Source organism: Micromonospora okii, assembly GCF_020884795.1.
Lineage (GTDB): Bacteria > Actinomycetota > Actinomycetes > Mycobacteriales > Micromonosporaceae > Micromonospora > Micromonospora okii.
In genome coordinates, this window is the sequence record NZ_BBZF01000018.1 from 117,156 (window position 1) to 137,434 (window position 20,279).

Consider the following 20,279-nt stretch of genomic DNA (forward strand, 5'->3'; position numbering starts at 1 on the left):
TGACCCGTGGCAGGACGACGCGCCCGCACGGGGCGGGGCTGGGATGCCAGCCCGCCCCGCGCGGGCGACGCCGACGGCCCGCCCCGCGAGGGCAGCACTCCGCCCCGTCCCCGGCGCGGCCGACCCGGCGGCACCGGGGAGACGACCGACCCGGCGACCGGCGGCGGGGCCGCGCCCCGTGACGAGGCCGAGCTGGCCCGGGAGGTCTGCCTGCGGCAGCTCGCCGTGCGCCCGCGCACCCGGGCCGAGCTGGCCGCCGCGCTGGCCCGGCGGGGGATCTCCGAGGAGGTCGCCACGCGGGTGCTCGACCGGTACGACGAGGTCGGCATGATCGACGACGCCGCGTTCGCCCGGGCCTGGGTGTCCAGCCGGCACACCGGCCGGGGGCTGGCCCGGCGGGCGCTGGCCAACGAGCTGCGCCAGCGCGGCGTGGACGGCGACGTGGCCAGCGAGGCGCTCGGCGAGCTGGACGCCGAGACCGAGGCCGAGACGGCGCGGGCGCTGGTCGAGCGGAAGCTGCGCACCGCCCGGGGCGAGCCGGACGCCGTGTTCCGCCGCCTCGTCGGCATGCTCGCCCGCAAGGGCTACCCGCCGGGGGTGGCGATCCGGGCGGTGAAGGACGCGCTGGCCGCCCAGAGCGCCGAGGCGGCCGAGTTCGCGGACGGGATCGACGCGGACGCGCTCGCCGACGCGGAGGGCGACCTCGACCGCGAGCCCCGCAACCTCGACTGAGTTGCCGGCCGCCCGGGTGGCGGGCCGGTCCCGGGTCGTGGACGATCGGTCGGGGCCGGAGCCGGCGGTGGGAGGGCGGGAGCGATGCTGAAGGCGTGTCTCAACGGCGGGCGTACGCGGGCGGAGCACCCGGCGGTGCCGGTCACCCCGGCCGAGTTGGCGGGTGACGCCGCCCGCTGCGCCGCGCTCGGGGTCGCCGCGGTGCACGTCCACCCGAGGGACGCGGCGGGGGCCGAGTCGCTCGCCCCGGGGGTGATCGACGCGGCGGTGACCGCGCTGCGCGCCGCCTGCCCCGGGCTGCCCGTCGGGGTGAGCACCGGCGCGTGGATCGAGCCCGACCCCGCCGCCCGGGTGGCGGCCGTGCGGGCCTGGCGGGTGCTGCCCGACTTCGCCTCGGTCAACGTGCACGAGGCCGGTGCCGAGCAGGTGGCGGAGGCGCTGGCCGAGCGGGGTGTCGGCGTCGAGGCCGGTGTCTGGACCGTCGACGCCGTCGCGGCGTACCGGCGCTGGCGGGTGCCGGTCCTGCGGGTCCTGGTCGAGTGCCTGGCGACCGAGCCGGCGGTGGCCCTGACCGATGCTTCCGGCATTCTCGCCGCCCTTCCGTCCGACCACCCGCCGGTGCTGCTGCACGCCGAGGGCCCGGCGGTGTGGTCGATCCTCGACGAGGCGGTCGAGCGCGGGCTCGACACCCGGATCGGCCTCGAGGACACGCTCCACCTGCCGGACGGCGCGCCGGCTGCCGACAACGCCGCGCTGGTCGCTGCGGCGGCGCGCCGGGGTGCCCGCTGAGCGGGCCGACACCCGGCGGCTCGCGTCGTTTGCCCCTTCCTGTCCGACCCTGAATGAGCGCTGGGTAACCCGTCGACTTCTCTCCGTTCGAGGGGTTTGATCATGAGTTCTTGACCAGACGGCCTCTGGAGACCTAGCCTCGCCATACAGGCTCACATTGCCCGACCAGCGCAGGCTAAGCGCACAACATAGAACGCGTAACAGAACAGCATCACTTTGGCCGGCTCGCCGGCCTGCGGTGTCAGCCCCGGACAGGCCGGTCCGGGGTCGGCGCGACAACTGCACCCGGCCGCCGGCGATGCCCCATGGGCACCGCCGGCGGAGAGCTACCCACGGCCAGCCGCTCAGGTCGGGCGTCTCAGAGCCGCAGGTACGTGCCCACCGGCACGTCACTGCGGCGTTGGCGTTCAGGGGAGGCGGCCATGGCGGGGCAGCAGAGGTTCATTGGTGGTCCCGACGGGACGGCGGTCGGTGGCGACGCGCCACCGGGAGGCGACGACGCGCCGCCGGGAGGCGATGCCGGGCTACCGGGAGGCGTCGGCGCGCCAACGGAAGGCGATGCCGGGCCCTGGAGCGGTCGGCACGCGCGGGCCCGGCTCGACGTGGCGGTCCGGCCGTGACCGCCTTCGACGCCGTCATGCTCGCGGTGGTGGTGCTCCTCGCCGTGGTCGTCGTCGGCGCGGTGCTGGTGGGCCTGCGGGCGATGCGCCGGATCAGCGCCGCCCCCCGCCCCGAGGACCCGGCCTTCATCGCCGAGAAGGACCGCCAGGAGCAGTCCCTGGCCGCGCTGCGCACCGCCGCCGACGAGGCGAACAGCACCATCGACGTGGCCAAGTCGGCCGCCGCGGCGGCGCGGGCGGAGGCCGCCGCGGCGGCAGCCGAGGCGAAGGCGGCGCGCGCCGAGGCCCGGCGGGTGCTCGACGGCGCCCGCGCCGAGGCGGACACCGTGCTCGAGCGGGCCCACAAGCAGGCCGAGGCGGACGCCGAGCAGCTCCGCACGGCGGCCCGGCGCAGCGGCGAACGCGAGGTCGCGGTGCTCGCCGCGACCACCCGGGAGCAGGCCGCCGAGGTGGAGCGCCGGGCCGCCCGGATGGACGAGCGGGAGCGGCTGCACACCGAGGAGGTGGAGCGGCTGGCCGGCCGGGAGCGGCAGCTCACCGCCGCCAGCGCCGCCCTGGCCGCCCGGGAGGCCGCGCTGGTCGAGCGGGAGCGGGCGGTCGCCGAGGCGGAGGAGCAGCGCCGCCGCGAGCTGGAGCGCGTCGCCGGGCTGACCGCCGACGCCGCCCGGGCCGAGCTGATCGAGGCGATCGAGACGCAGGCCAAGCGCGAGGCCGCCCTGCTGGTGCGGGACATCGAGTCCGACGCCCGGGGCAACGCCGAGCAGCGGGCCCGGCACATCGTGGTGGACGCGATCCAGCGGGTGGCCAGCGAGCAGACCGCCGAGAGCGTGGTCAGCGTCCTGCACCTGCCCGGTGACGAGATGAAGGGGCGGATCATCGGCCGGGAGGGGCGCAACATCCGCGCCTTCGAGTCGGTCACCGGGGTCAACCTGATCATCGACGACACGCCCGAGGCGGTGCTGCTGTCCTGCTTCGACCCGGTGCGCCGGGAGGTCGGCCGGCTCACCCTGGAGAAGCTGGTGCTCGACGGCCGCATCCACCCGCACCGGATCGAGGAGGTCCACGACCTGGCCCGGCAGGAGGTGGAGGAGCTGTGCCAGCGGGCCGCCGAGGACGCCCTCGTCGAGGTCGGCATCACCGAGATCCACCCCGAGCTGGTGACGCTGCTCGGCCGGCTGCGCTACCGCACCTCGTACGGGCAGAACGTGCTCAAGCACCTCGTGGAGACCGCGCACATCGCCGGGATCATGGCCGCCGAGCTGCGGCTGGACGTGCCGACGATCAAGCGGTGCGCGTTCCTGCACGACATCGGCAAGGCGCTCACCCACGAGGTGGAGGGCAGCCACGCCATCATCGGCGCCGACCTGGCCCGCAAGTTCGGCGAGAGCGAGGACATCGTCCACGCCATCGAGGCGCACCACAACGAGGTGCCGCCGCAGACCATCGAGGCCGTCCTCACCCAGGCGTCCGACGCCTGCTCGGGCGGGCGGCCGGGGGCGCGGCGGGAGAGCCTGGAGGCGTACGTCAAGCGGCTGGAGCGGATCGAGGAGATCGCGGCCGGCAAGCTCGGCGTGGAGAAGGTCTTCGCCATGCAGGCGGGCCGGGAGATCCGGGTGATGGTCAAGCCCGACGACGTCGACGACATCGGCGCGGCGGTCCTCGCCCGGGACGTGGCCAAGCAGATCGAGGAGGAGCTGACCTACCCGGGGCAGATCCGGGTGACCGTGGTCCGCGAGTCGCGGGTCACCGAGATCGCCCGCTGACCGGAAAAACGTCCGTCCCCGGCGAACGGGTCGCCGGGGACGGACGGTGGGCGGGCGTGGAGAAGGACGGAGCGGCTCAGCCCTGCGGCTCGACGACGGTCTGTTCGGCGGCGGGGGCGGCGGAACGCCGCGCGACGCGGAAGGCGCGCCGCTGGGAGCGCCGGTCGAGCCAGTTCGCCAGCAGGGTGATCAGCGAGTTGATCGCGATGTAGATCGCGGCCACCACGATCGCCGCCGCGACCACGTTGCCGTAGTTGGCCGAGAGGTCGTTGACGCCGCGCTGGAGGAGCTCGGGGTAGGCCACGATGTAGCCGAGCGCGGTGTCCTTGAGCAGGACGACGAGCTGGCTGACGATCACCGGCAGCATCGCGCGGGCGGCCTGCGGCACCAGGATCAGTTGCATGACCTGGCTCTTGCGCATCCCCACGGCGTAGGCGGCCTCCGACTGGCCGGCGGGGATCGACCGGATGCCGGCGCGGAACGCCTCGGCGAGCACCGACCCGTTGTAGAGGGTGAGGCCCACGACCACGGCCCAGAACGCCGGGACCGGCCCCTGGATGAGGAACGGCACGCCGTACAGGATGAAGAAGATCATCAGCAGCAGCGGCACGGCGCGGAAGAACTCCACCACGACGCCGGCCGGCACCCGGAGCCACCAGCGGTCGGAGAGCCGCCCGACGGCGAAGACGATGCCGAAGGCCAGCGACAGGGCCATGCCGGTGGCGGCGGCGATCAGGGTCTGCCACAGGGCGGGGAGGATGAACTCGGTCCAGGTCTTCGCCTCGGCGAACGGCTTCCAGAGCCGGGCCTCCCACTGGCCCGCCTCGTCGAACCTGCGGTAGATCCACCACAGCAGGACGACCACGCCGACGCCGAAGATCACGCTGAGCACCGCGTTGCGGACGCGGGCGCGCGGCCCCGGGTGGTCGTAGAGGACGCTGCTGCTCATCAGCGCTTCACCGCCAGTCGGTTGGCCAGCCAGCCGAAGAGGTAGCCGGTCGGGATCAGGAACGCGGCGAACGTGCCGGCGAAGACCAGGAAGATCGGGATGACCGCGTCGCCGTTGCTGTTGATCAGGTCCTTCATCACGTTGGAGGACTCCATCAAACCGATCGTGCCGACGATCGTGGCGTTCTTGCACAGGGCGATGAGGACGCTGCCGAGCGGCGCCACCACGGCCCGCCCGGCCTGCGGCAGCACCACGATGCGCAGGGTCTGGAAGAAGGTGAGCCCGATCGCGCGGGCGGCCTCGGCCTGCCCGGCGGGCACGGTGTTGATGCCGGAGCGGACGGCCTCGCAGACGAACGCGGCCGTGTAGACCGACAGGCCGACCACGCCGAGCCAGTAGTTGTTCAGGTCGAGGTCGTCGGCCAGGCTCAGCCCCAGCGTGGAGAAGAGGCCGAAGTAGCAGAAGAAGACGATCAGCGTGAGCGGCGTGTTGCGGAAGAGGCTGACCCAGGTGGCGCCGACGCCGCGCAGCACCGGCACGGGTGAGACCCGGAACGCGGCGAGCAGCACGCCCAGCACCAGCGCGAGGAACGCCGACGCGCCGGTCAGCTTGAGGATCCAGAGAAAACTCGACAGGTACGCGTCGAGGTTGGCCTGATCAGCGAATACGTGCATGCGTCGACTCCCGGGGCACGTCGTCGGCGTCGCGGCGGACCGGGGCCGGCACCGTCAGGCGGTGCCGGCCCCGGAACCGGTCAGCTGCCGCAGTTGGTCAGCTTGGTGGTGTCCAGCTCGGGCGCGGCCTTGCCGCTCTTGCCCAGGGTGGAGTCCCAGGCGGCCTTGTAGGTGCCGTCCCCGGCGGCGGCCTTGAGGATCTCGTTGACCTTCTCGCAGCCGGCCTTGTCGTCCTTCTTCAGGCCGATGCCGTAGGGCTCGCTGGAGAAGGGCTTGCCGACCACCTTGAACTTGCCGGCGTACTGGTCCTGGGCGGCGTAGCCGGCGAGGATGATGTCGTCGGTGGTCACCGCGTCGACCTTGCCGTTCTCCAGCAGCGGCAGGCACTTCGAGTACGAGTCGAACTGCTGCAGCTTCGCCTTCGGGTGGTCGGTCTGGATCCGCTTGGCCGGGGTCGAGCCGGTGACCGAGCAGACCGTCTTGCCGTCCAGGGCCTCCGGCCCGGTGAGCGGGGAGTCCGCCTTGACCAGCAGGTCCTGCCCGGCGATGAAGTACGGCCCGGCGAAGTTGACCTTCTGCTTCCGCTCGTCGTTGATCGTGTAGGTCGCGATCACGAGGTCGACGGTGCCCTGCTGGATGAAGGGCTCGCGGTTGTTGGAGACGGTGGTCTTCCACTCGATGTTGCCCGCGTCGACGCCGAGGCCCTTCGCGATGATCTTCGCGACCTCGATGTCGAAGCCCTCGTACTGGCTGCCGGTCTGCAGCCCCAGGCCCGGCTGGTCCGCCTTGACGCCGATCACCAGCTTCTTCTGGCTCTGCGCCTTGCCCACGAGGCCCTTGGCCGAACTGCCGGACTCGCCGTCGCCGTCGCCGCCGCAGGCGGCCATCCCGAGGGTCAGGGCCGCGGCCATGGCGACGGCCGCCACGCGCTTGATACGCATACTTCTCTCCTTCTTCGACGGAGCCCGCCGGGGGGCGACGCGCTCCACGGACGGACGCCTAGTGCGTCAGGATCTTCGACAGGAAGTCCTTGGCGCGCTCGCTGCGCGGGTTGGCGAAGAACTCGGCCGGGGCAGCGTCCTCGACGAGCTGGCCGTCGGCCATGAAGATGACCCGGTTCGCCGCGTGCCGGGCGAAGCCCATCTCGTGGGTGACCACGACCATGGTCATCCCCTCCCGGGCCAGCGACGTCATCACGTCCAGCACCTCGCCGACCATCTCCGGGTCCAGCGCGCTGGTCGGCTCGTCGAAGAGCATCGCCTTGGGCTGCATGGCCAGGGCGCGGGCGATCGCGACGCGCTGCTGCTGGCCGCCGGAGAGCTGGGCCGGGAACTTGTCGGCCTGGTTGGCGATGCCAACCCGGTCCAGCAGGGCCAGGCCGCGCTCGCGCGCGTTCGCCGGCTTCTCCCCGCGCACCTTGATCGGGCCGAGGGTGACGTTCTCCAGGATCGTCTTGTGCGCGAAGAGGTTGAACGACTGGAACACCATGCCGACCTCGCTGCGCAGCTTCGCCAGCGCCTTGCCCTCGGCGGGCAGCGGCTGCCCGTCGAAGGTGATGGTGCCGGAGCTGATCGGCTCCAGCCGGTTGATGGCGCGGCACAGCGTCGACTTGCCGGAGCCGGACGGGCCGATCACCACGACGACCTCGCCCCGGCCGATCGAGAGGGAGACGTCGTGCAGCACGTGCAGCGGACCGAACCACTTGTTGACCGAGTCCAGCACGATGAGCGGTTCGCCCGTCGTCACGTCGTCCACCGTCCCCTGTCGTTGCGCGTCGGTGGGTCTGATGACCCCCGGTTGGGCAACTCTAGGCGGGCTGACGTGGCAGGACGCAACCCAACTGGTCACGGTGCGGTAACACCGGTAACGATCCGCGTCGGGCGTCCGAATTCCGTCGCCGACCGGCACGGCCGGGTGGCGTCGGACACGCCCGGCGCACATCATGGGGGGATGACGGAGCCGGTGCGCCTGACCGAGTACGCCCGCGGCGGGGGCTGCGCCTGCAAGATCCCGCCCGGTGAGCTGGAGGCGATGGTCGCCGGCCTCGGCCCCGCGAGCGGGACGGCGGAGCTGCTGGTCGGCCTCGACCACGGCGACGACGCCGCCGTGGTCCGCCTCGACGAGCGGACCGGCCTGGTGAGCACCGCCGACTTCTTCACCCCGGTGGTCGACGACGCCTACGACTGGGGGCGCATCGCCGCCGCGAACGCGCTCTCCGACGTGTACGCGATGGGCGGCACCCCGCTGGTCGCGCTCAACCTGCTCTGCTGGCCCCGGGAACGGCTCCCGCTGGAGCTGGCCCGGGAGGTGCTGCGCGGCGGCCAGGACGTGGCCCGGGAGGCCGGCTGCCACCTGGCGGGCGGGCACAGCGTCGACGACGACGGCCCGAAGTACGGGCTCGCGGTCACCGGCGTGGTCCGGCCGGAGGAGCTGATCACCCTCGACGCCGGGCGGGCCGGGCTGCCGCTGTCGCTGACCAAGCCGCTCGGCGTCGGGGTGCTCAACACCCGGCACAAGGCCACGGGCGAGCGGTTCGCCGAGGCGGTCGCCTCGATGGCGGCGCTCAACCGGGACGCCGCCCGCGCGGCGGTCGCCGCCGGCGTCCGGTGCGGCACCGACGTGACCGGGTTCGGGCTGCTCGGGCACGCCTCGAAGCTGGCCCGGGCCAGCGGGCTCACGGTGGCGATCGACGCGGCGGCGGTGCCGTACCTGCCGGGGGCGCGGGAGGCCGTCCGCGACGGGTACGTCAGCGGCGGCAGCCGGCGGAACCTGGACTGGGTGACCCCGTGGACCGACTTCGGCGGCGCGGACGAGGGGGAGCGGCTGCTGCTGGCCGACGCGCAGACCTCGGGCGGGCTGCTCGTCGCCGGCGAGCTGCCCGGCGCGCCCGTGATCGGCGAGCTGCGCCCCCGGGGCGAGCACATGGTCGTCGTCCGCTGAGCGGCCGCTGGCCCGGGTGTCGCCGCACCGGCGGGGCACCATAGCTGACAAGCTGTCGCGTTTCCGTCACTTCCCGCTACGGCCACCCAGGAAATTTTGCCCGGAATGGTCACAGACCGGTAACTTGCCCCCGGCTGCGGTCATATGCCCCCCACCATCGTCAGTAAGGCCCGATCCGGAGGCCGGTGGGACGAACGCAGCGAGGAGGCGGCGTGACCGAGCTGTGGAACTGGAGAATCGACGCGGTACCCCCGGTGGAGGTGTACCCGGCGCTGGCCGAGGCCCTGGGGCGGGTGGTGATGCCGCTCGCGGTGGCCGACCCCGCCCGGCTGCCCGCGTACGCGGTGGTCTGCGACGTCTGGGAGGCGCCGGGGGAGTTCGGCACCGTCGTGGACTGCTACGGGGTGCCCGAGCGACTGCCGGAGCTGCCCGCCGTGGCGGCGCTGGCCCGCCTGCTGGGGCGCGACTGCCTGTTGCGCGACGACACCCTCGACGCCGGTCGGCACCTGCTCGTCGCGCCCGGCGGCACGATCCGCCCGGTGCACTTCGACGTCGTCGAGACCGACGACGGGGAGGTGCTCAGCGGCCGACGGCTCTGCACCCTGGCCCACCCCGGCTGCCGGGGCTGGTCCCGGTGCCACCGGTCCCGGTGGGCCCCCGACTCGGTCGCCCCGGCCCTCGCCGCGGCCTGAGCCGGCGGGCCCGGGACGGGTCAGCCCCGCCCGGCCGGCTGCTGGCCCCCGCGCACCACGAGCTGGTCGAGCAGGGTCGCGGTGGCCTCGGCGACGGCGGCCACCGCCGCGTCGAACGCCGCCGCGTTGTGCGCGGCCGGTGCGCGGAACCCGGAGACCTTCCGGACGTACTGCAACGCCGCCGCCTCGATGTCGGCGCGGCTCACCTGCGGCACGAACGGCTCACGCAGGGTCTTGATGCTTCGGCACACGGCTTGCTCCTCGTTCGGGTCGGTCGGTGGGTGCGGATACGCTGTGCGGGTCATGACTACCGCAGCCGCGGGCAGCCCGCGCACCTACCAGGTGCGCACGTACGGCTGCCAGATGAACGTGCACGATTCCGAGCGCATCTCCGGCCTGCTGGAACAGGCCGGCTACGTGCGCGCCGCCGAGGCCGACGACAACCCCGACGTGATGGTGTTCAACACCTGCGCCGTGCGGGAGAACGCCGACAACCGGCTCTACGGCAACCTGGGTCACCTGCGCCCCGTGAAGGACAGGCACCCGGGGATGCAGATCGCCGTGGGCGGCTGCCTCGCCCAGAAGGACCGGGGCGACATCGTCCGCAAGGCCCCCTGGGTCGACGTGGTCTTCGGCACCCACAACATCGGGTCGCTGCCGGTGCTGCTGGAGCGGGCCCGGCACAACGCCGCCGCCGAGGTGGAGATCCTCGAATCCCTCGACGTCTTCCCCTCGACGCTGCCGACCCGGCGCGAGTCGACGTACGCCGGCTGGGTGTCGATCTCGGTGGGCTGCAACAACACCTGCACGTTCTGCATCGTGCCCTCCCTGCGCGGCAAGGAGAAGGACCGCCGCCCCGGCGACATCCTCTCCGAGGTGCGCGCCCTGGTCGACTCCGGCGTGCTGGAGGTGACCCTGCTCGGGCAGAACGTCAACTCCTACGGCGTCGAGTTCGGCGACCGGTACGCCTTCGGCAAGCTGCTGCGCGCCTGCGGCGACATCGAGGGCCTGGAGCGGGTGCGGTTCACCAGCCCGCACCCGAAGGACTTCACCGACGACGTCATCGCCGCGATGGCCGAGACCCCGAACGTCTGCCACTCGCTGCACATGCCGTTGCAGTCCGGCTCCGACGACGTGCTGAAGGCGATGCGCCGGTCGTACCGCTCGGAGAAGTACCTCGGGATCATCGAGAAGGTCCGGGCGGCGATGCCGGACGCGGCGATCACCACGGACATCATCGTCGGCTTCCCCGGCGAGACCGAGGCCGACTTCCAGCGCACCCTCGACGTGGTCCGCGAGGCCCGGTTCTCCTCGGCGTTCACCTTCCAATACTCGAAGCGCCCCGGCACCCCGGCCGCGACCATGCCCGGCCAGCTCCCGAAGCAGGTCGTCCAGGAGCGGTACGAGCGGCTGATCGCCGCCGTGGAGGAGATCACCTGGGCGGAGAACAAGAAGCTGGTCGGCGAGACCGTCGAGGTGCTGGTCGCCGTCGGCGAGGGCCGCAAGGACGAGCGCACCGGCCGGATGTCGGGCCGCGCCCGCGACGGCCGCCTCGTGCACTTCGCGACGGGCGCGGACGACGGACCCGGCTCCCTCGCCGGGCGGATCCGCCCCGGCGACATCGTGCACACCACCGTCACCTACGCCGCCCCGCACCACCTCAACGCCGACGGCGAGCCGCTGGCCCACCGGCGCACCCGGGCCGGGGACGCCGCCGAGGCGGGGCGCTCCCCGCGTACCCCCGGGGTGTCGCTCGGGCTGCCCACGATCGGCGCGCCGGCCGCGCCGCCCGCGCCGACGACCGGCTGCGCCGCCCACTGACGCGACCGGGGCCCGCCGCGCCAGCGACGGGCCCCGACCGGGGGGTACGAACGGCTCAGCCGGCCTGCTCGGCGAGCTGGAGGAACTGCCGCTTCGAGGCCAGCGCCTGCTCGGCCTCCTTGACCCGCCGCGCGTCGCCGGCGGCCTGGGCGCGGGCCAGCCGCTCCTCGGCCTCGGCCACCTGCGCCCGCATCTGGGCCAGCAGCGGGTTGTCCTCCTTGGTGGTGCGGCGCCACGCCGAGTCCATCACCTCGCGGACCTTCTCGTCGACCACCCGCAGCCGCCGCTCCAGCCCCGCCGCGGCCTCCCGCGGCACCCGGCCGGCCTCGTGCCACTGCGCCTGGATGTCCCGCAGCTTCGCCTGCGCGCCCTTGGGATCGGCGTCGACGTCCAGCGCCTCGGCCTCGGCGAGCAGCGCCTGCTTGCGCTCCAGGTTGGCCCGCTGCTCGTTGTCCCGCGCGGAGAAGACCTCGCTGCGCCGGGTGAAGAAGCCGTCCTGGGCCGCCCGGAACCGTTCCCAGAGCTTCTGCTCGGCCTCCTTGGCGGCGCGCGGGGCGGCCTTCCAGCGGGCCATGAGGTCCTTGAGCTCGTTGGCGGTGGCCGCCCACTCCGTGGAGTCCTTCAGCTTCTCCGCCTCGGCGACCAGATCCTCCTTGACCTGCTGCGCCTGCTTGCGCTGCGAGTCCAGGGTGGCGAAGTGGGCGCCACGGCGGCGGGTGAAGCCGTCCCGGGCGGCGGCGAACCGCTTCCACAGCTCACCGTCGGTCTTCTTGTCGACGCCGCGGATGGTCTTCCACTCGTCGAGGATCTCCTTGAGCCGGTCCCCGGCGGTCTTCCAGCCGGTCGACTCGGCGGCCAGCTTCTCCGCCTCCTCCACGAGGGCGGTCTTGCGCGCCAGCGCCTCGCCCCGGGCGGCGTCCCGCGCGGCCCGGGCCTCGCCGGCCTTCTCCTCGGCGAGGGTGGCCAGCTTGTCCAGCCGCGCGGCCAGCGCGTCGATGTCGCCGACGACGTGCGCCTCCGGCAGCGACGCGCGGATCCGGCGGATCGTGGTCAGCGAGTGACCGGCGTCCGCCGCGCCCGAGTTGAGCCGCGCCGCGGTCAGGTCCACCTCGGTGACCAGGTCCGCGTAGCGGCGGGCGAAGTGGGCGAGCCCCTCCTCCGGGGCCCCCGCCTGCCAGGATCCGACCACCCGCTCGCCCTCGGCGGTCTTGACGTACACGGTGCCGTCCGCGTCCACCCGTCCGAAGGCCGTCCAGTCGCTCATGTGCCCATCCTCGTTCTCCCGGCGTCGACGGGAAGACCCGCGATCGCCGCCACGGCGCAGCAAAGTTACTCCCGGCATTGTCACAGGTCCGACCCGGTCCGCGTCGAGCGCCTGTCGCCGACCGTGACCATACGGTGTCCTAGACCCCGGACGACACCATCGGCGCGGGGACGCACCGGCGCGTCCCGCTACGGTGAACGGGTGCCTCTGGTCGCCGCCGCCGTCTGCCCCCATCCGCCCCTGCTCGTCCCCGAGGTCGCCGGCGCCGCCGCCGGCGAGCTGGACGACCTGCGCGCCGCCTGCGAGGCGGCGGTCGCCCGGCTGCTCGCCGCCGAGCCGGAGGGGATCCTGCTGGTCGGCGGCGGGCCGGCGACGGAGTCCTTCGGCGCGGCCGACTACGGCTCACTGCGTCCGTACGGGGTGGACCGGTACGTGCGGCTGTGGAAGACCAACTGCGCCGGCTCCGACCGGCTCCCGCTGAGCCTGACGATCGGCGCGTGGCTGGTCGGCCGCTCCGGCACCGGGCTGCCCCGCCTCGCGTACGCGGTGGCCGCCGACGCCTCCCCGGCCGAGTGCGCCCGGCGGGGCGCCGAGCTGGTCGCCGACGACCGGGTGGCGCTGCTGGTGCTGGGGGACGGGTCGGCGTGTCGCGGCACGAAGGCGCCCGGCTACGACGACCCCCGCGCCCAGGCGTACGACGAGGGGGTGGCCCGGGCCCTGGCCGACGCGGACGCCGACGCCCTGCTCGGCCTCGACCCGGGCCTGTCGGCGGAGCTGCGGGCCGCCGGGCGCGCGCCCTGGCAGGTGCTCGCCGGCGCGGCGCGGGCGACCGGCGGCGACTGGCGCGGCGAGCTGACCCACCACGAGGCCCCCTACGGCGTGGCCTACCTGGTGGCGACCTGGGCGCCGGCGTGAGCGCGAGGAGTGAGCTTGCGAGCCCCGCAGTCGTGAACGGGGGTTGGGCTGTGAGCGCGAGGAGTGAGCTTGCGAGCCCCGCAGTCGTGAACGGGGGTTGGGCTGTGAGCGCGAGGAGTGAGCTTGCGAGCCCCGCGTCGTGAACGGGGTCGCGCTGTGAGCGCGTACGTCGGGCGCGGCACGGTCGTGGCGGTGGTCGGGCCGACCGCCGCCGGGAAGTCGGCGCTGAGCGTCGCCCTCGCCCACGCGCTCGGCGGCGAGGTGGTCAACGCCGACTCCATGCAGCTCTACCGGGGCCTGGACATCGGCACCGCGAAGCTCACCCCGGCCGAGCGGGAGGGGGTGCCGCACCACCTGCTCGACATCTGGGAGGTGACCGAGCCGGCCAGCGTCGCCGAGTACCAGCGGCTGGCCCGCGCGGCGATCGACGACGTCCTCGCCCGGGGGCGGGTGCCGCTGCTGGTCGGTGGCTCCGGCCTGTACGTGCGGGCGGTGCTGGAGCGGTTCGAGTTCCCCGGTACCGACCCGGCGGTGCGCGAACGGCTGGAGGCGGAGCTGGCCGAGTCGGGCCCGGCCCCCCTGTACGCGCGGCTGCGCGCCGCGGACCCGGCCGCGGCGGCGGGCATCCTGCCCGGCAACGGCCGGCGGATCGTCCGCGCCCTGGAGGTGATCGAGCTGACCGGCGCGCCGTTCACCGCCTCGCTGCCCGAGCCGACGCCGTACTACCCGTCGGTGCAGCTCGGGGTGGACCTGGACACCGCGCTGCTGGACGAGCGGATCGCGTTGCGGGTGGACCGGATGTGGGCCGCCGGCCTGGTCACCGAGACCCGGGAGCTGCTCGGTCGGGGCCTGGCCCAGGGGCGCACGGCCAGCCGGGCGCTCGGCTACCAGCAGGTGCTGCGGCTGCTCGCCGGCGACCTCACCGAGGCCGAGGCGCGCGACGAGACGGTGCGCGCCACCCGCCGTTTCGTCCGCCGGCAGCGCTCCTGGTTCCGCCGCGACCCGCGCGTGCACTGGCTGGACTCGGCCGCTCCCGGCCTCGTCGAGGACGCGCTGCGGCTCGTCAGGTCGGCTGCGCGATGATGGGGCCGTGGAGTTCACCAAGGGACACGGCACCGGCAACGACTTCGTCATCCTCCCGGACCCGGAGGGCGCGCTCGACCTGACGTCCGGCCTGGTCGCGGCGCTCTGCGACCGGCGGCGGGGGATCGGCGCGGACGGTGTCCTGCGGGTGGTCCGCTCGACCGCGCACCCGGAGGCCGTCGGCCTGGCCGGCGAGGCCGAGTGGTTCATGGACTACTGGAACGCCGACGGCTCCTTCGCCGAGATGTGCGGCAACGGCGCCCGGGTCTTCGTCCGCTACCTGGTCTCCACCGGGCTGGCCGAGCCTGACGGGGCGACCCTGCGGGTGGTCACCCGCTCCGGCGTCGTGCGGGCGCGCCTGGACGGGGAGACGGTCGCCGTGGAGATGCGTCGCCCCCGGCTGCGCGACACGGCGACGGCCACCCTGGGCGGGCTCACCCTGCCCGGCGCGGCCGTGGACGTCGGCAACCCGCACCTGGTCTGCGTCCTGCCGGCGGGGCTGGCGCTGGGCTCGCTCGACCTCACCCGGGCGCCCGAGGTCGACCCGGTGGTCTTTCCCGCCGGGGTGAACGTCGAGTTCGTCGCCCCGGGCGACCCCGTCGACGGCCACGTGCTGATGCGGGTGTACGAGCGCGGCTCGGCCGAGACGATGTCCTGCGGCACCGGCGCGTGCGCGGTGGGGGCGGTGGCGCTGCGGGACGCGGGCCGCGACACCGGCACGGTGGCGGTCGACGTCCCCGGTGGCCGCCTGACGGTCACGGTGACCGACGACTCCTGCTGGCTGGCGGGCCCCGCCGTCCTGGTCGCCACGGGCACGGTAGACCCGGCAACCCTCACGGCCTGACCCACACCCCGCCGACCTCCCCGCGCCCACCCCCGCCCCCGCCCATGTTGATCAAGAGGTTTGCGTCGGGAAAGATCGTCACTCTGACGCAAACTTCTTGATCAACGCGTCTCCGCGGAGGGCGGGAAGCGGGGGAGCGGGGGAGCGGGGTGGGTCAGGGGGTGGCGCTGGCGTTGGCGGCGATTTCCGGGAGGTCGGCCGGGCCCGGGTCGGCCGCGGGGGGCGGGGCCGGCTGCTGGGCGGCGGCGCGGACGGCGGCGGCGACCGCCGGGGCGACCCGGGAGTCGAAGACGCTCGGCACGATGACCGTCGGGTTGATCTTGTCCTCGCCGACCACGTCGGCGATCGCCCGGGCGGCGGCGATCGCCATCTCCTCGGTGAACTCCTCGGCGTGCGCGTCGAGCATCCCCCGGAACACCCCGGGGAAGGCCAGCACGTTGTTGATCTGGTTGGGCTGGTCGGAGCGGCCGGTGGCGACCACCGCGGCGTGCTTGCGCGCCTCCCGGGGGTCGACCTCCGGGTCCGGGTTGGCCAGCGCGAAGACGATCGAGTCCTTGGCCATCGTGGCGATGTCGTCGCCGGTGAGCAGGTTGGGCGCGCTCACCCCGATGAAGACGTCCGCGCCGCGCACCGCCCCGGCCAGGTCGCCCGAGTAGTTCTCCCTGTTGGTGTTCTCCGCCAGCCACTGCCAGGCCGGGTTGAGCCCGGTCAGGCCGCGGTGCAGGGCGCCCTGGCGGTCGTACGCGATGATGTCGCCGACGCCCTGGCGTAGCAGCAGCTTCATGATCGCGGTGCCGGCCGCGCCGGCGCCGGAGACGACCACCCGCACGTCCGCGATCTGCTTGCCCACCACCCGCAGCGCGTTGGTCAGCGCCGCCAGCACGCAGATCGCGGTGCCGTGCTGGTCGTCGTGGAAGACCGGGATGTCCAGCGCCTCGCGCAGCCGGGCCTCGATCTCGAAGCAGCGCGGCGCGGCGATGTCCTCCAGGTTGATCCCGCCGTACGCGGGCGCGATCGCCTTGACGATCGCCACGATCTCGTCGGTGTCCTGGGTGTCGAGCACCACCGGCCAGGCGTCCACCCCGCCGAACCGCTTGAACAGGGCGGCCTTGCCCTCCATCACCGGCAGCGACGCGGCCGGCCCGAGGTTGCCCAGGCCGAGCACGGCCGAGCCGTCGCTGACCACCGCGACCGTGTTGCGCTTGATGGTCAGCCGCCGGGCGTCGGCCGGGTTCTCGGCGATGGCCTGGCAGACCCGGGCCACCCCCGGGGTGTACGCGCGGGACAGCTCGTCGCGGTTGCGCAGCGCGACCTTGGAGCTGACCTCGATCTTGCCGCCGAGGTGCAGCAGGAACGTCCGGTCGGAGACCTTGCGCACGTCCACCCCGTCGAGCGCGGTCAGCGCGTCGACGACCTGGTCGGCGTGGCCGGCGTCGGCGGTGTCGCAGGTCAGGTCGACCAGCACGTGCGTCGGGTCGGAGTCGACGACGTCCAGCGCGGTGACGATCGCCCCGGCCTCGCCCACGGAGGTCGTCAGGCGGCCGATCGAGGAGGCGTCCGCGGGCACCGCGATCCGGATGGTGATCGAGAACCCCGCACTCGGCAGTCGGGTGATGGCCACGGGAATGCCTCCGTCAACGCTGATCGCAGGTCGAATGTTGTCCCGCCTTTCTACTCGCCCGTGTGCGCCGCGCCGCATTCGCCCCCACTCCCGGGGCCCCGGCGACGGGCATATAGCGGGTGCGTCGGGCGTTGACACGTGACAGGATTGCTCGTACGCGACAGAAAGCTGTCATTGCGGGACAGACCGTCACCGCAGAGCAGAACGGACAGGAGGCGCGGCTTGCGCGACCAGGAGACCTACGTACCCTTCTCGGACGACGAGCTCGAAGCGACCACTGGGGAGTTCGAGCTGGCGGAGCGGCAGGCGCTGCGGCGGGTCCCTGGCCTCTCGACCGAGCTGACCGACATCACCGAGGTCGAGTACCGCCAGCTCCGGCTGGAGCGGGTCGTCCTCGTCGGCGTCTGGACGGAGGGCAGCCAGACCGACGCCGACAACTCCCTCACCGAGCTGGCGGCGCTGGCCGAGACCGCCGGCTCGCAGGTGCTGGAGGGGCTGATCCAGCGCCGCAACCGCCCCGACCCGGCGACCTACGTCGGCCGGGGCAAGGTCGACGACCTCGGCGCGGTGGTGCTCTCCACCGGGGCCGACACGGTGATCTGCGACGGGGAGCTGTCCCCGTCCCAGCTCCGCAACCTGGAGCAGCGCACCAAGGTCAAGGTGATCGACCGGACGGCGCTGATCCTCGACATCTTCGCCCAGCACGCCAAGAGCAAGGAGGGCAAGGCGCAGGTCGAGCTGGCCCAGCTCGAATACCTGCTCCCGCGCCTGCGCGGCTGGGGCGAGACGCTGTCCCGGCAGGGCGGTGGCGCCGGCGGTGGCGCGGGTGGCGGCGTGGGCCTGCGCGGCCCCGGTGAGACCAAGCTGGAGACCGACCGGCGACGCATCCGCACCCGCATCGCCCGGCTGCGCCGGGAGATCAAGGCCATGAAGACGGTCCGGCAGACCAAGCGCGCCCGCCGGTCCCGCAACGCCGTGCCGGCGGTGGCCATCGCCGGCTACACCAACGCCGGCAAGTCCAGCCTGCTCAACCGGCTCACCGGGGCCGGCGTGCTGGTGGAGAACGCGCTGTTCGCCACGCTGGACCCGACCACCCGCCGGGCCACCGCCGCCGACGGCCGGCTCTACACGCTCTCCGACACCGTCGGGTTCGTCCGGCACCTGCCGCACCAGATCGTCGAGGCGTTCCGCTCGACCCTGGAGGAGGTCGCCGCCGCCGACCTGGTGGTGCACGTCGTCGACGGCGCCCACCCCGACCCGGAGGAGCAGGTCCGGGCCGTCCGTGAGGTGCTCGCCGAGGTGGGCGCGGACCGGCTGCCCGAACTGCTGGTGGTCAACAAGATCGACGCCGCCGACGAGGAGACCCTGCTGCGGCTCAAGCGGCTCTGGCCGGACGCCGTCTTCGCCGCCGCCCACTCCGGTCGGGGCATCGACGACGTGCGGGCCGCGATCGAGCAGCGGCTGCCCAGCCCGGCGGTGGAGGTCCGCGCCGTGCTGCCGTACGACCGGGGGGACCTGGTCGCCCGGGTGCACCGGCAGGGCGAGGTGCTCAGCACCGCCCACCTGCCGGAGGGGACGCTGCTGCACGTGCGGGTCGGCGAGGCGCTGGCCGCCGAGCTGGCGCCGTTCGCGGCGGCGGAGGAGCGGGTCGTCGCCTACACCGGCTGACGGGGGCGTGGGCGGGGCAACATCGTCGCCCCGCCCCGTCCCGCCGTCCGCCCCACGGCCCACCCCCGGGCGCGGCGGGCGGTCCCGGCATGACCGTCACCTTCCCGTCGGCATGCGACACTGAGCCAATGCGCCGCGCTGTTTCCTCGGTCACGGTTGCCCTCGGCCTGCTCGGGGCGACCGTGGCGCTCCCCGGAGCCATCCTGGCCGCGCCTGCGGCCGCCGCGCCCGAGTCGACCCCGGGCAAGAAGCGCTGCACGGTGACCGACGAGCGGCTGCGGGAGATCTCCGGCCTGGTGGCGACCAAGGACGGGTACGTCGTGATCAACGACGGGACCACCGACGAGAGCCGCAAGCGGGTCTTCTTCCTCGACACCAGATGCAGGATCAGCGGGGAGCCGGTGCGCTACTCCGGCAACGGTCCGCTCGACACCGAGGACCTCGCGCTCTCCCCGGACGGCAAGAAGCTGTGGATCGCCGACACCGGCGACAACATCACGAACACCACGCGGCGGGAGCGGGTGGCCGTGTGGAGCATGCCGGTCGACGGGTCGTCCCGGCCGGTGCTGCACCGCCTCTCCTACCCGGAGAAGAAGCCGCACGACGCCGAGGCGCTGCTGATCGGCAACGACGGCAAGCCGCTGATCATCACGAAGGTGGCCAGCGGCAAGGCCCAGATCTTCGCCCCCTCCGGGAAGCTGCAGACCGGCGACACCGAGCCGGTGCCGATGACGAAGGTCGGCGAGATCGGGCTGCCCAAGACCAACACCGAATCCCGGCTGGGGGTCCTCGGCCGGGTCGCCATCACCGGCGCGGCCCGGTCGCCGGACGGCGCGCGGGTGGTGCTGCGCACGTACGCCGACGCCTTCGAGTACGACGTGTCGAACGGCGACCTCGTCGGCGCGCTGACCGGCGGGAAGCCCCGGGTGACCCCGCTGACGGACCCGTTCGGCGAGGCGATCTCGTACACGCCGGACGGCAAGTCCTTCGTCACCGTCTCCGACGGCGGGGAACTGGCCGAGGACGACCCCATCGAGATCCTCGCCTACACCCCCTCCACCAAGGGGGCCGAGGCGCTGGCCGGCGCGGCCGGCCCGCCGAAGCCGACGGCGGAGAAGTCCTGGATGGAGGGGCTGAGCCTCGACGAGATCACGTACCTGATCGCGGCGGTCGGCGTGATCGGCGCGCTGATGGTCGGGGCGGGCGTCCTCGGCATCGTCCGGGCCCGGAAGCGTCCCGCGCCGCCCGACGACCCGAGGGACGACTCCGACCTGCCGGAGCGCGACGAGTTCCCGCTGAACGTCGCCCCGGTGGAGCCCGCCCGGGCCCGGCCCGTCGACGGCCCGCCCCAGGGCGGGGACCGGCCCCGGGGCGGCGTCTACGGCGGCGGTGCCCCGGCGCGCGGCGGGGTCTACGGCGGGGCACCGGCGGACGCCGGGCCGGGCCGGGCGACCCCCGGCAGCGGCGTGTACGGCGGCGGCGCACCGGCCGGTGGCGGCGGTCGCCCCCAGGGCGACGGTCGCGGCGGTCGTCCCCAGGGCGGCGGAGTGTACGGCGGTGGTCGGCCCGCCGGCAGCGGCGTGTACGGCGCGGGTCAGTCCGCCGGTGGCCCTCCCCCCGGCGGCGGGCAGCCCGGACGGAACGGCCAGCCCGGTCGCGGCGCGGTCCACGGCGGCGGCCGGGACGCGCAGCCGGGTCGCGGTGGGGGACGGGCGCAGCCGCCCCGGCGGGAGCAGGACCCCCGGGACCCGCGAGCGGGCCGGCGGGGCGACGGCGGCCGGGGCGACGGCGCTCGCGGTCGGGGCGACGGCCGGCGGGGCGACGGTGGGCACGACGACGGGCGGGGCCGGCACGGTCAGCCGCCCGGCGGCGGTCGCGGGTACCGGGGCGACCGGTACTGACCG

At 74.1% G+C, this 20,279-nt stretch carries 18 protein-coding genes; 11 read left to right on the plus strand and 7 right to left on the minus strand.

Translation table 11 applies throughout. The features are described 5' to 3' along the window. Positions 1 to 6: 6 nt before the first annotated feature. The 3 genes from LPU43_RS15845 to rny all read left to right on the plus strand — a co-directional run bounded on the left by LPU43_RS15845 (position 7) and on the right by rny (position 3,904). The gene (locus LPU43_RS15845; RefSeq protein WP_229401202.1) at positions 7 to 732 is read left to right on the plus strand and encodes a regulatory protein RecX; all 726 of its coding nucleotides are present in this window, start codon (positions 7 to 9) and stop codon (positions 730 to 732) included. A gap of 84 nt (positions 733 to 816) precedes the next feature. Further along, entirely contained in the window at positions 817 to 1,521 is a 705-nt protein-coding gene (locus LPU43_RS15850; RefSeq protein WP_229401203.1) for a 3-keto-5-aminohexanoate cleavage protein, read from the plus strand. A 616-nt stretch (positions 1,522 to 2,137) separates the two neighbouring features. Beyond that, positions 2,138 to 3,904 (plus strand): ribonuclease Y, encoded by a 1,767-nt coding sequence (rny, locus tag LPU43_RS15855; protein WP_229401204.1) that lies wholly within the window; start codon positions 2,138 to 2,140, stop codon positions 3,902 to 3,904. A 76-nt stretch (positions 3,905 to 3,980) separates the two neighbouring features. Here rny and LPU43_RS15860 read toward each other — a convergent pair whose 3' ends face one another. The 4 genes from LPU43_RS15860 to LPU43_RS15875 form a co-directional block, all read right to left on the minus strand. Continuing rightward, positions 3,981 to 4,856, minus strand: a complete 876-nt coding sequence (locus LPU43_RS15860) for an amino acid ABC transporter permease (protein WP_229401397.1) — start codon at positions 4,854 to 4,856, stop codon at positions 3,981 to 3,983. Beyond that, entirely contained in the window at positions 4,853 to 5,527 is a 675-nt protein-coding gene (locus LPU43_RS15865; protein WP_229401205.1) for an amino acid ABC transporter permease, read from the minus strand. Before LPU43_RS15865 ends, LPU43_RS15860 begins: the two co-directional genes overlap by 4 nt. Before the next feature lie 80 nt (positions 5,528 to 5,607). Beyond that, positions 5,608 to 6,468, minus strand: a complete 861-nt coding sequence (locus tag LPU43_RS15870) for a glutamate ABC transporter substrate-binding protein (protein WP_229401206.1) — start codon at positions 6,466 to 6,468, stop codon at positions 5,608 to 5,610. A gap of 58 nt (positions 6,469 to 6,526) precedes the next feature. Beyond that, positions 6,527 to 7,282, minus strand: a complete 756-nt coding sequence (locus tag LPU43_RS15875) for an amino acid ABC transporter ATP-binding protein (RefSeq protein ID WP_229401207.1) — start codon at positions 7,280 to 7,282, stop codon at positions 6,527 to 6,529. Between the two features lie 195 nt (positions 7,283 to 7,477). Here LPU43_RS15875 and selD point away from each other — a divergent pair, with 195 nt between their 5' ends. Beyond that, positions 7,478 to 8,467: a selenide, water dikinase SelD gene (gene selD / locus LPU43_RS15880; protein WP_229401208.1), complete on the plus strand. Its 990-nt coding sequence runs from the start codon at positions 7,478 to 7,480 to the stop codon at positions 8,465 to 8,467. A 212-nt stretch (positions 8,468 to 8,679) separates the two neighbouring features. After that, entirely contained in the window at positions 8,680 to 9,159 is a 480-nt protein-coding gene (locus LPU43_RS15885) for a hypothetical protein (RefSeq protein WP_229401209.1), read from the plus strand. 20 nt (positions 9,160 to 9,179) lie between these two features. On the opposite strand, the gene LPU43_RS15890 is transcribed toward LPU43_RS15885, so the two are convergent. Continuing rightward, entirely contained in the window at positions 9,180 to 9,410 is a 231-nt protein-coding gene (locus tag LPU43_RS15890; protein ID WP_229401210.1) for a DUF2277 family protein, read from the minus strand. Between the two features lie 52 nt (positions 9,411 to 9,462). Here LPU43_RS15890 and miaB point away from each other — a divergent pair, with 52 nt between their 5' ends. Further along, positions 9,463 to 10,980: a tRNA (N6-isopentenyl adenosine(37)-C2)-methylthiotransferase MiaB gene (gene miaB / locus LPU43_RS15895; protein WP_229401211.1), complete on the plus strand. Its 1,518-nt coding sequence runs from the start codon at positions 9,463 to 9,465 to the stop codon at positions 10,978 to 10,980. 55 nt (positions 10,981 to 11,035) lie between these two features. On the opposite strand, the gene LPU43_RS15900 is transcribed toward miaB, so the two are convergent. After that, complete coding sequence (locus LPU43_RS15900) at positions 11,036 to 12,244, minus strand: DUF349 domain-containing protein (protein WP_229401212.1); 1,209 nt, start codon at positions 12,242 to 12,244, stop codon at positions 11,036 to 11,038. A gap of 201 nt (positions 12,245 to 12,445) precedes the next feature. On the opposite strand from LPU43_RS15900, the gene LPU43_RS15905 reads away from it, so the two are divergent. From LPU43_RS15905 to dapF, 3 genes are all read left to right on the plus strand, one after another. Beyond that, positions 12,446 to 13,159 carry a class III extradiol ring-cleavage dioxygenase family protein gene (locus LPU43_RS15905; RefSeq protein ID WP_229401213.1) on the plus strand — a complete coding sequence of 238 codons (714 nt, stop codon included), beginning with the start codon at positions 12,446 to 12,448 and terminating at the stop codon, positions 13,157 to 13,159. 156 nt (positions 13,160 to 13,315) lie between these two features. Beyond that, entirely contained in the window at positions 13,316 to 14,242 is a 927-nt protein-coding gene (gene miaA, locus LPU43_RS15910; RefSeq protein ID WP_229401214.1) for a tRNA (adenosine(37)-N6)-dimethylallyltransferase MiaA, read from the plus strand. A 7-nt stretch (positions 14,243 to 14,249) separates the two neighbouring features. After that, positions 14,250 to 15,086, plus strand: coding sequence for a diaminopimelate epimerase (gene dapF, locus LPU43_RS15915; protein WP_229401215.1), 837 nt, complete (start codon positions 14,250 to 14,252; stop codon positions 15,084 to 15,086). Positions 15,087 to 15,240: 154 nt separating this feature from the next. On the opposite strand, the gene LPU43_RS15920 is transcribed toward dapF, so the two are convergent. Continuing rightward, the gene (locus LPU43_RS15920) at positions 15,241 to 16,707 is read right to left on the minus strand and encodes an NAD-dependent malic enzyme (protein ID WP_229401216.1); all 1,467 of its coding nucleotides are present in this window, start codon (positions 16,705 to 16,707) and stop codon (positions 15,241 to 15,243) included. 222 nt (positions 16,708 to 16,929) lie between these two features. Here LPU43_RS15920 and hflX point away from each other — a divergent pair, with 222 nt between their 5' ends. Further along, a complete protein-coding gene (hflX, locus tag LPU43_RS15925) occupies positions 16,930 to 18,375 on the plus strand; it encodes a GTPase HflX (RefSeq protein WP_229401217.1) in 1,446 nt (481 codons plus the stop codon). Between the two features lie 128 nt (positions 18,376 to 18,503). After that, entirely contained in the window at positions 18,504 to 20,276 is a 1,773-nt protein-coding gene (locus LPU43_RS15930; protein WP_229401218.1) for a hypothetical protein, read from the plus strand. Positions 20,277 to 20,279 lie beyond the last annotated feature (3 nt).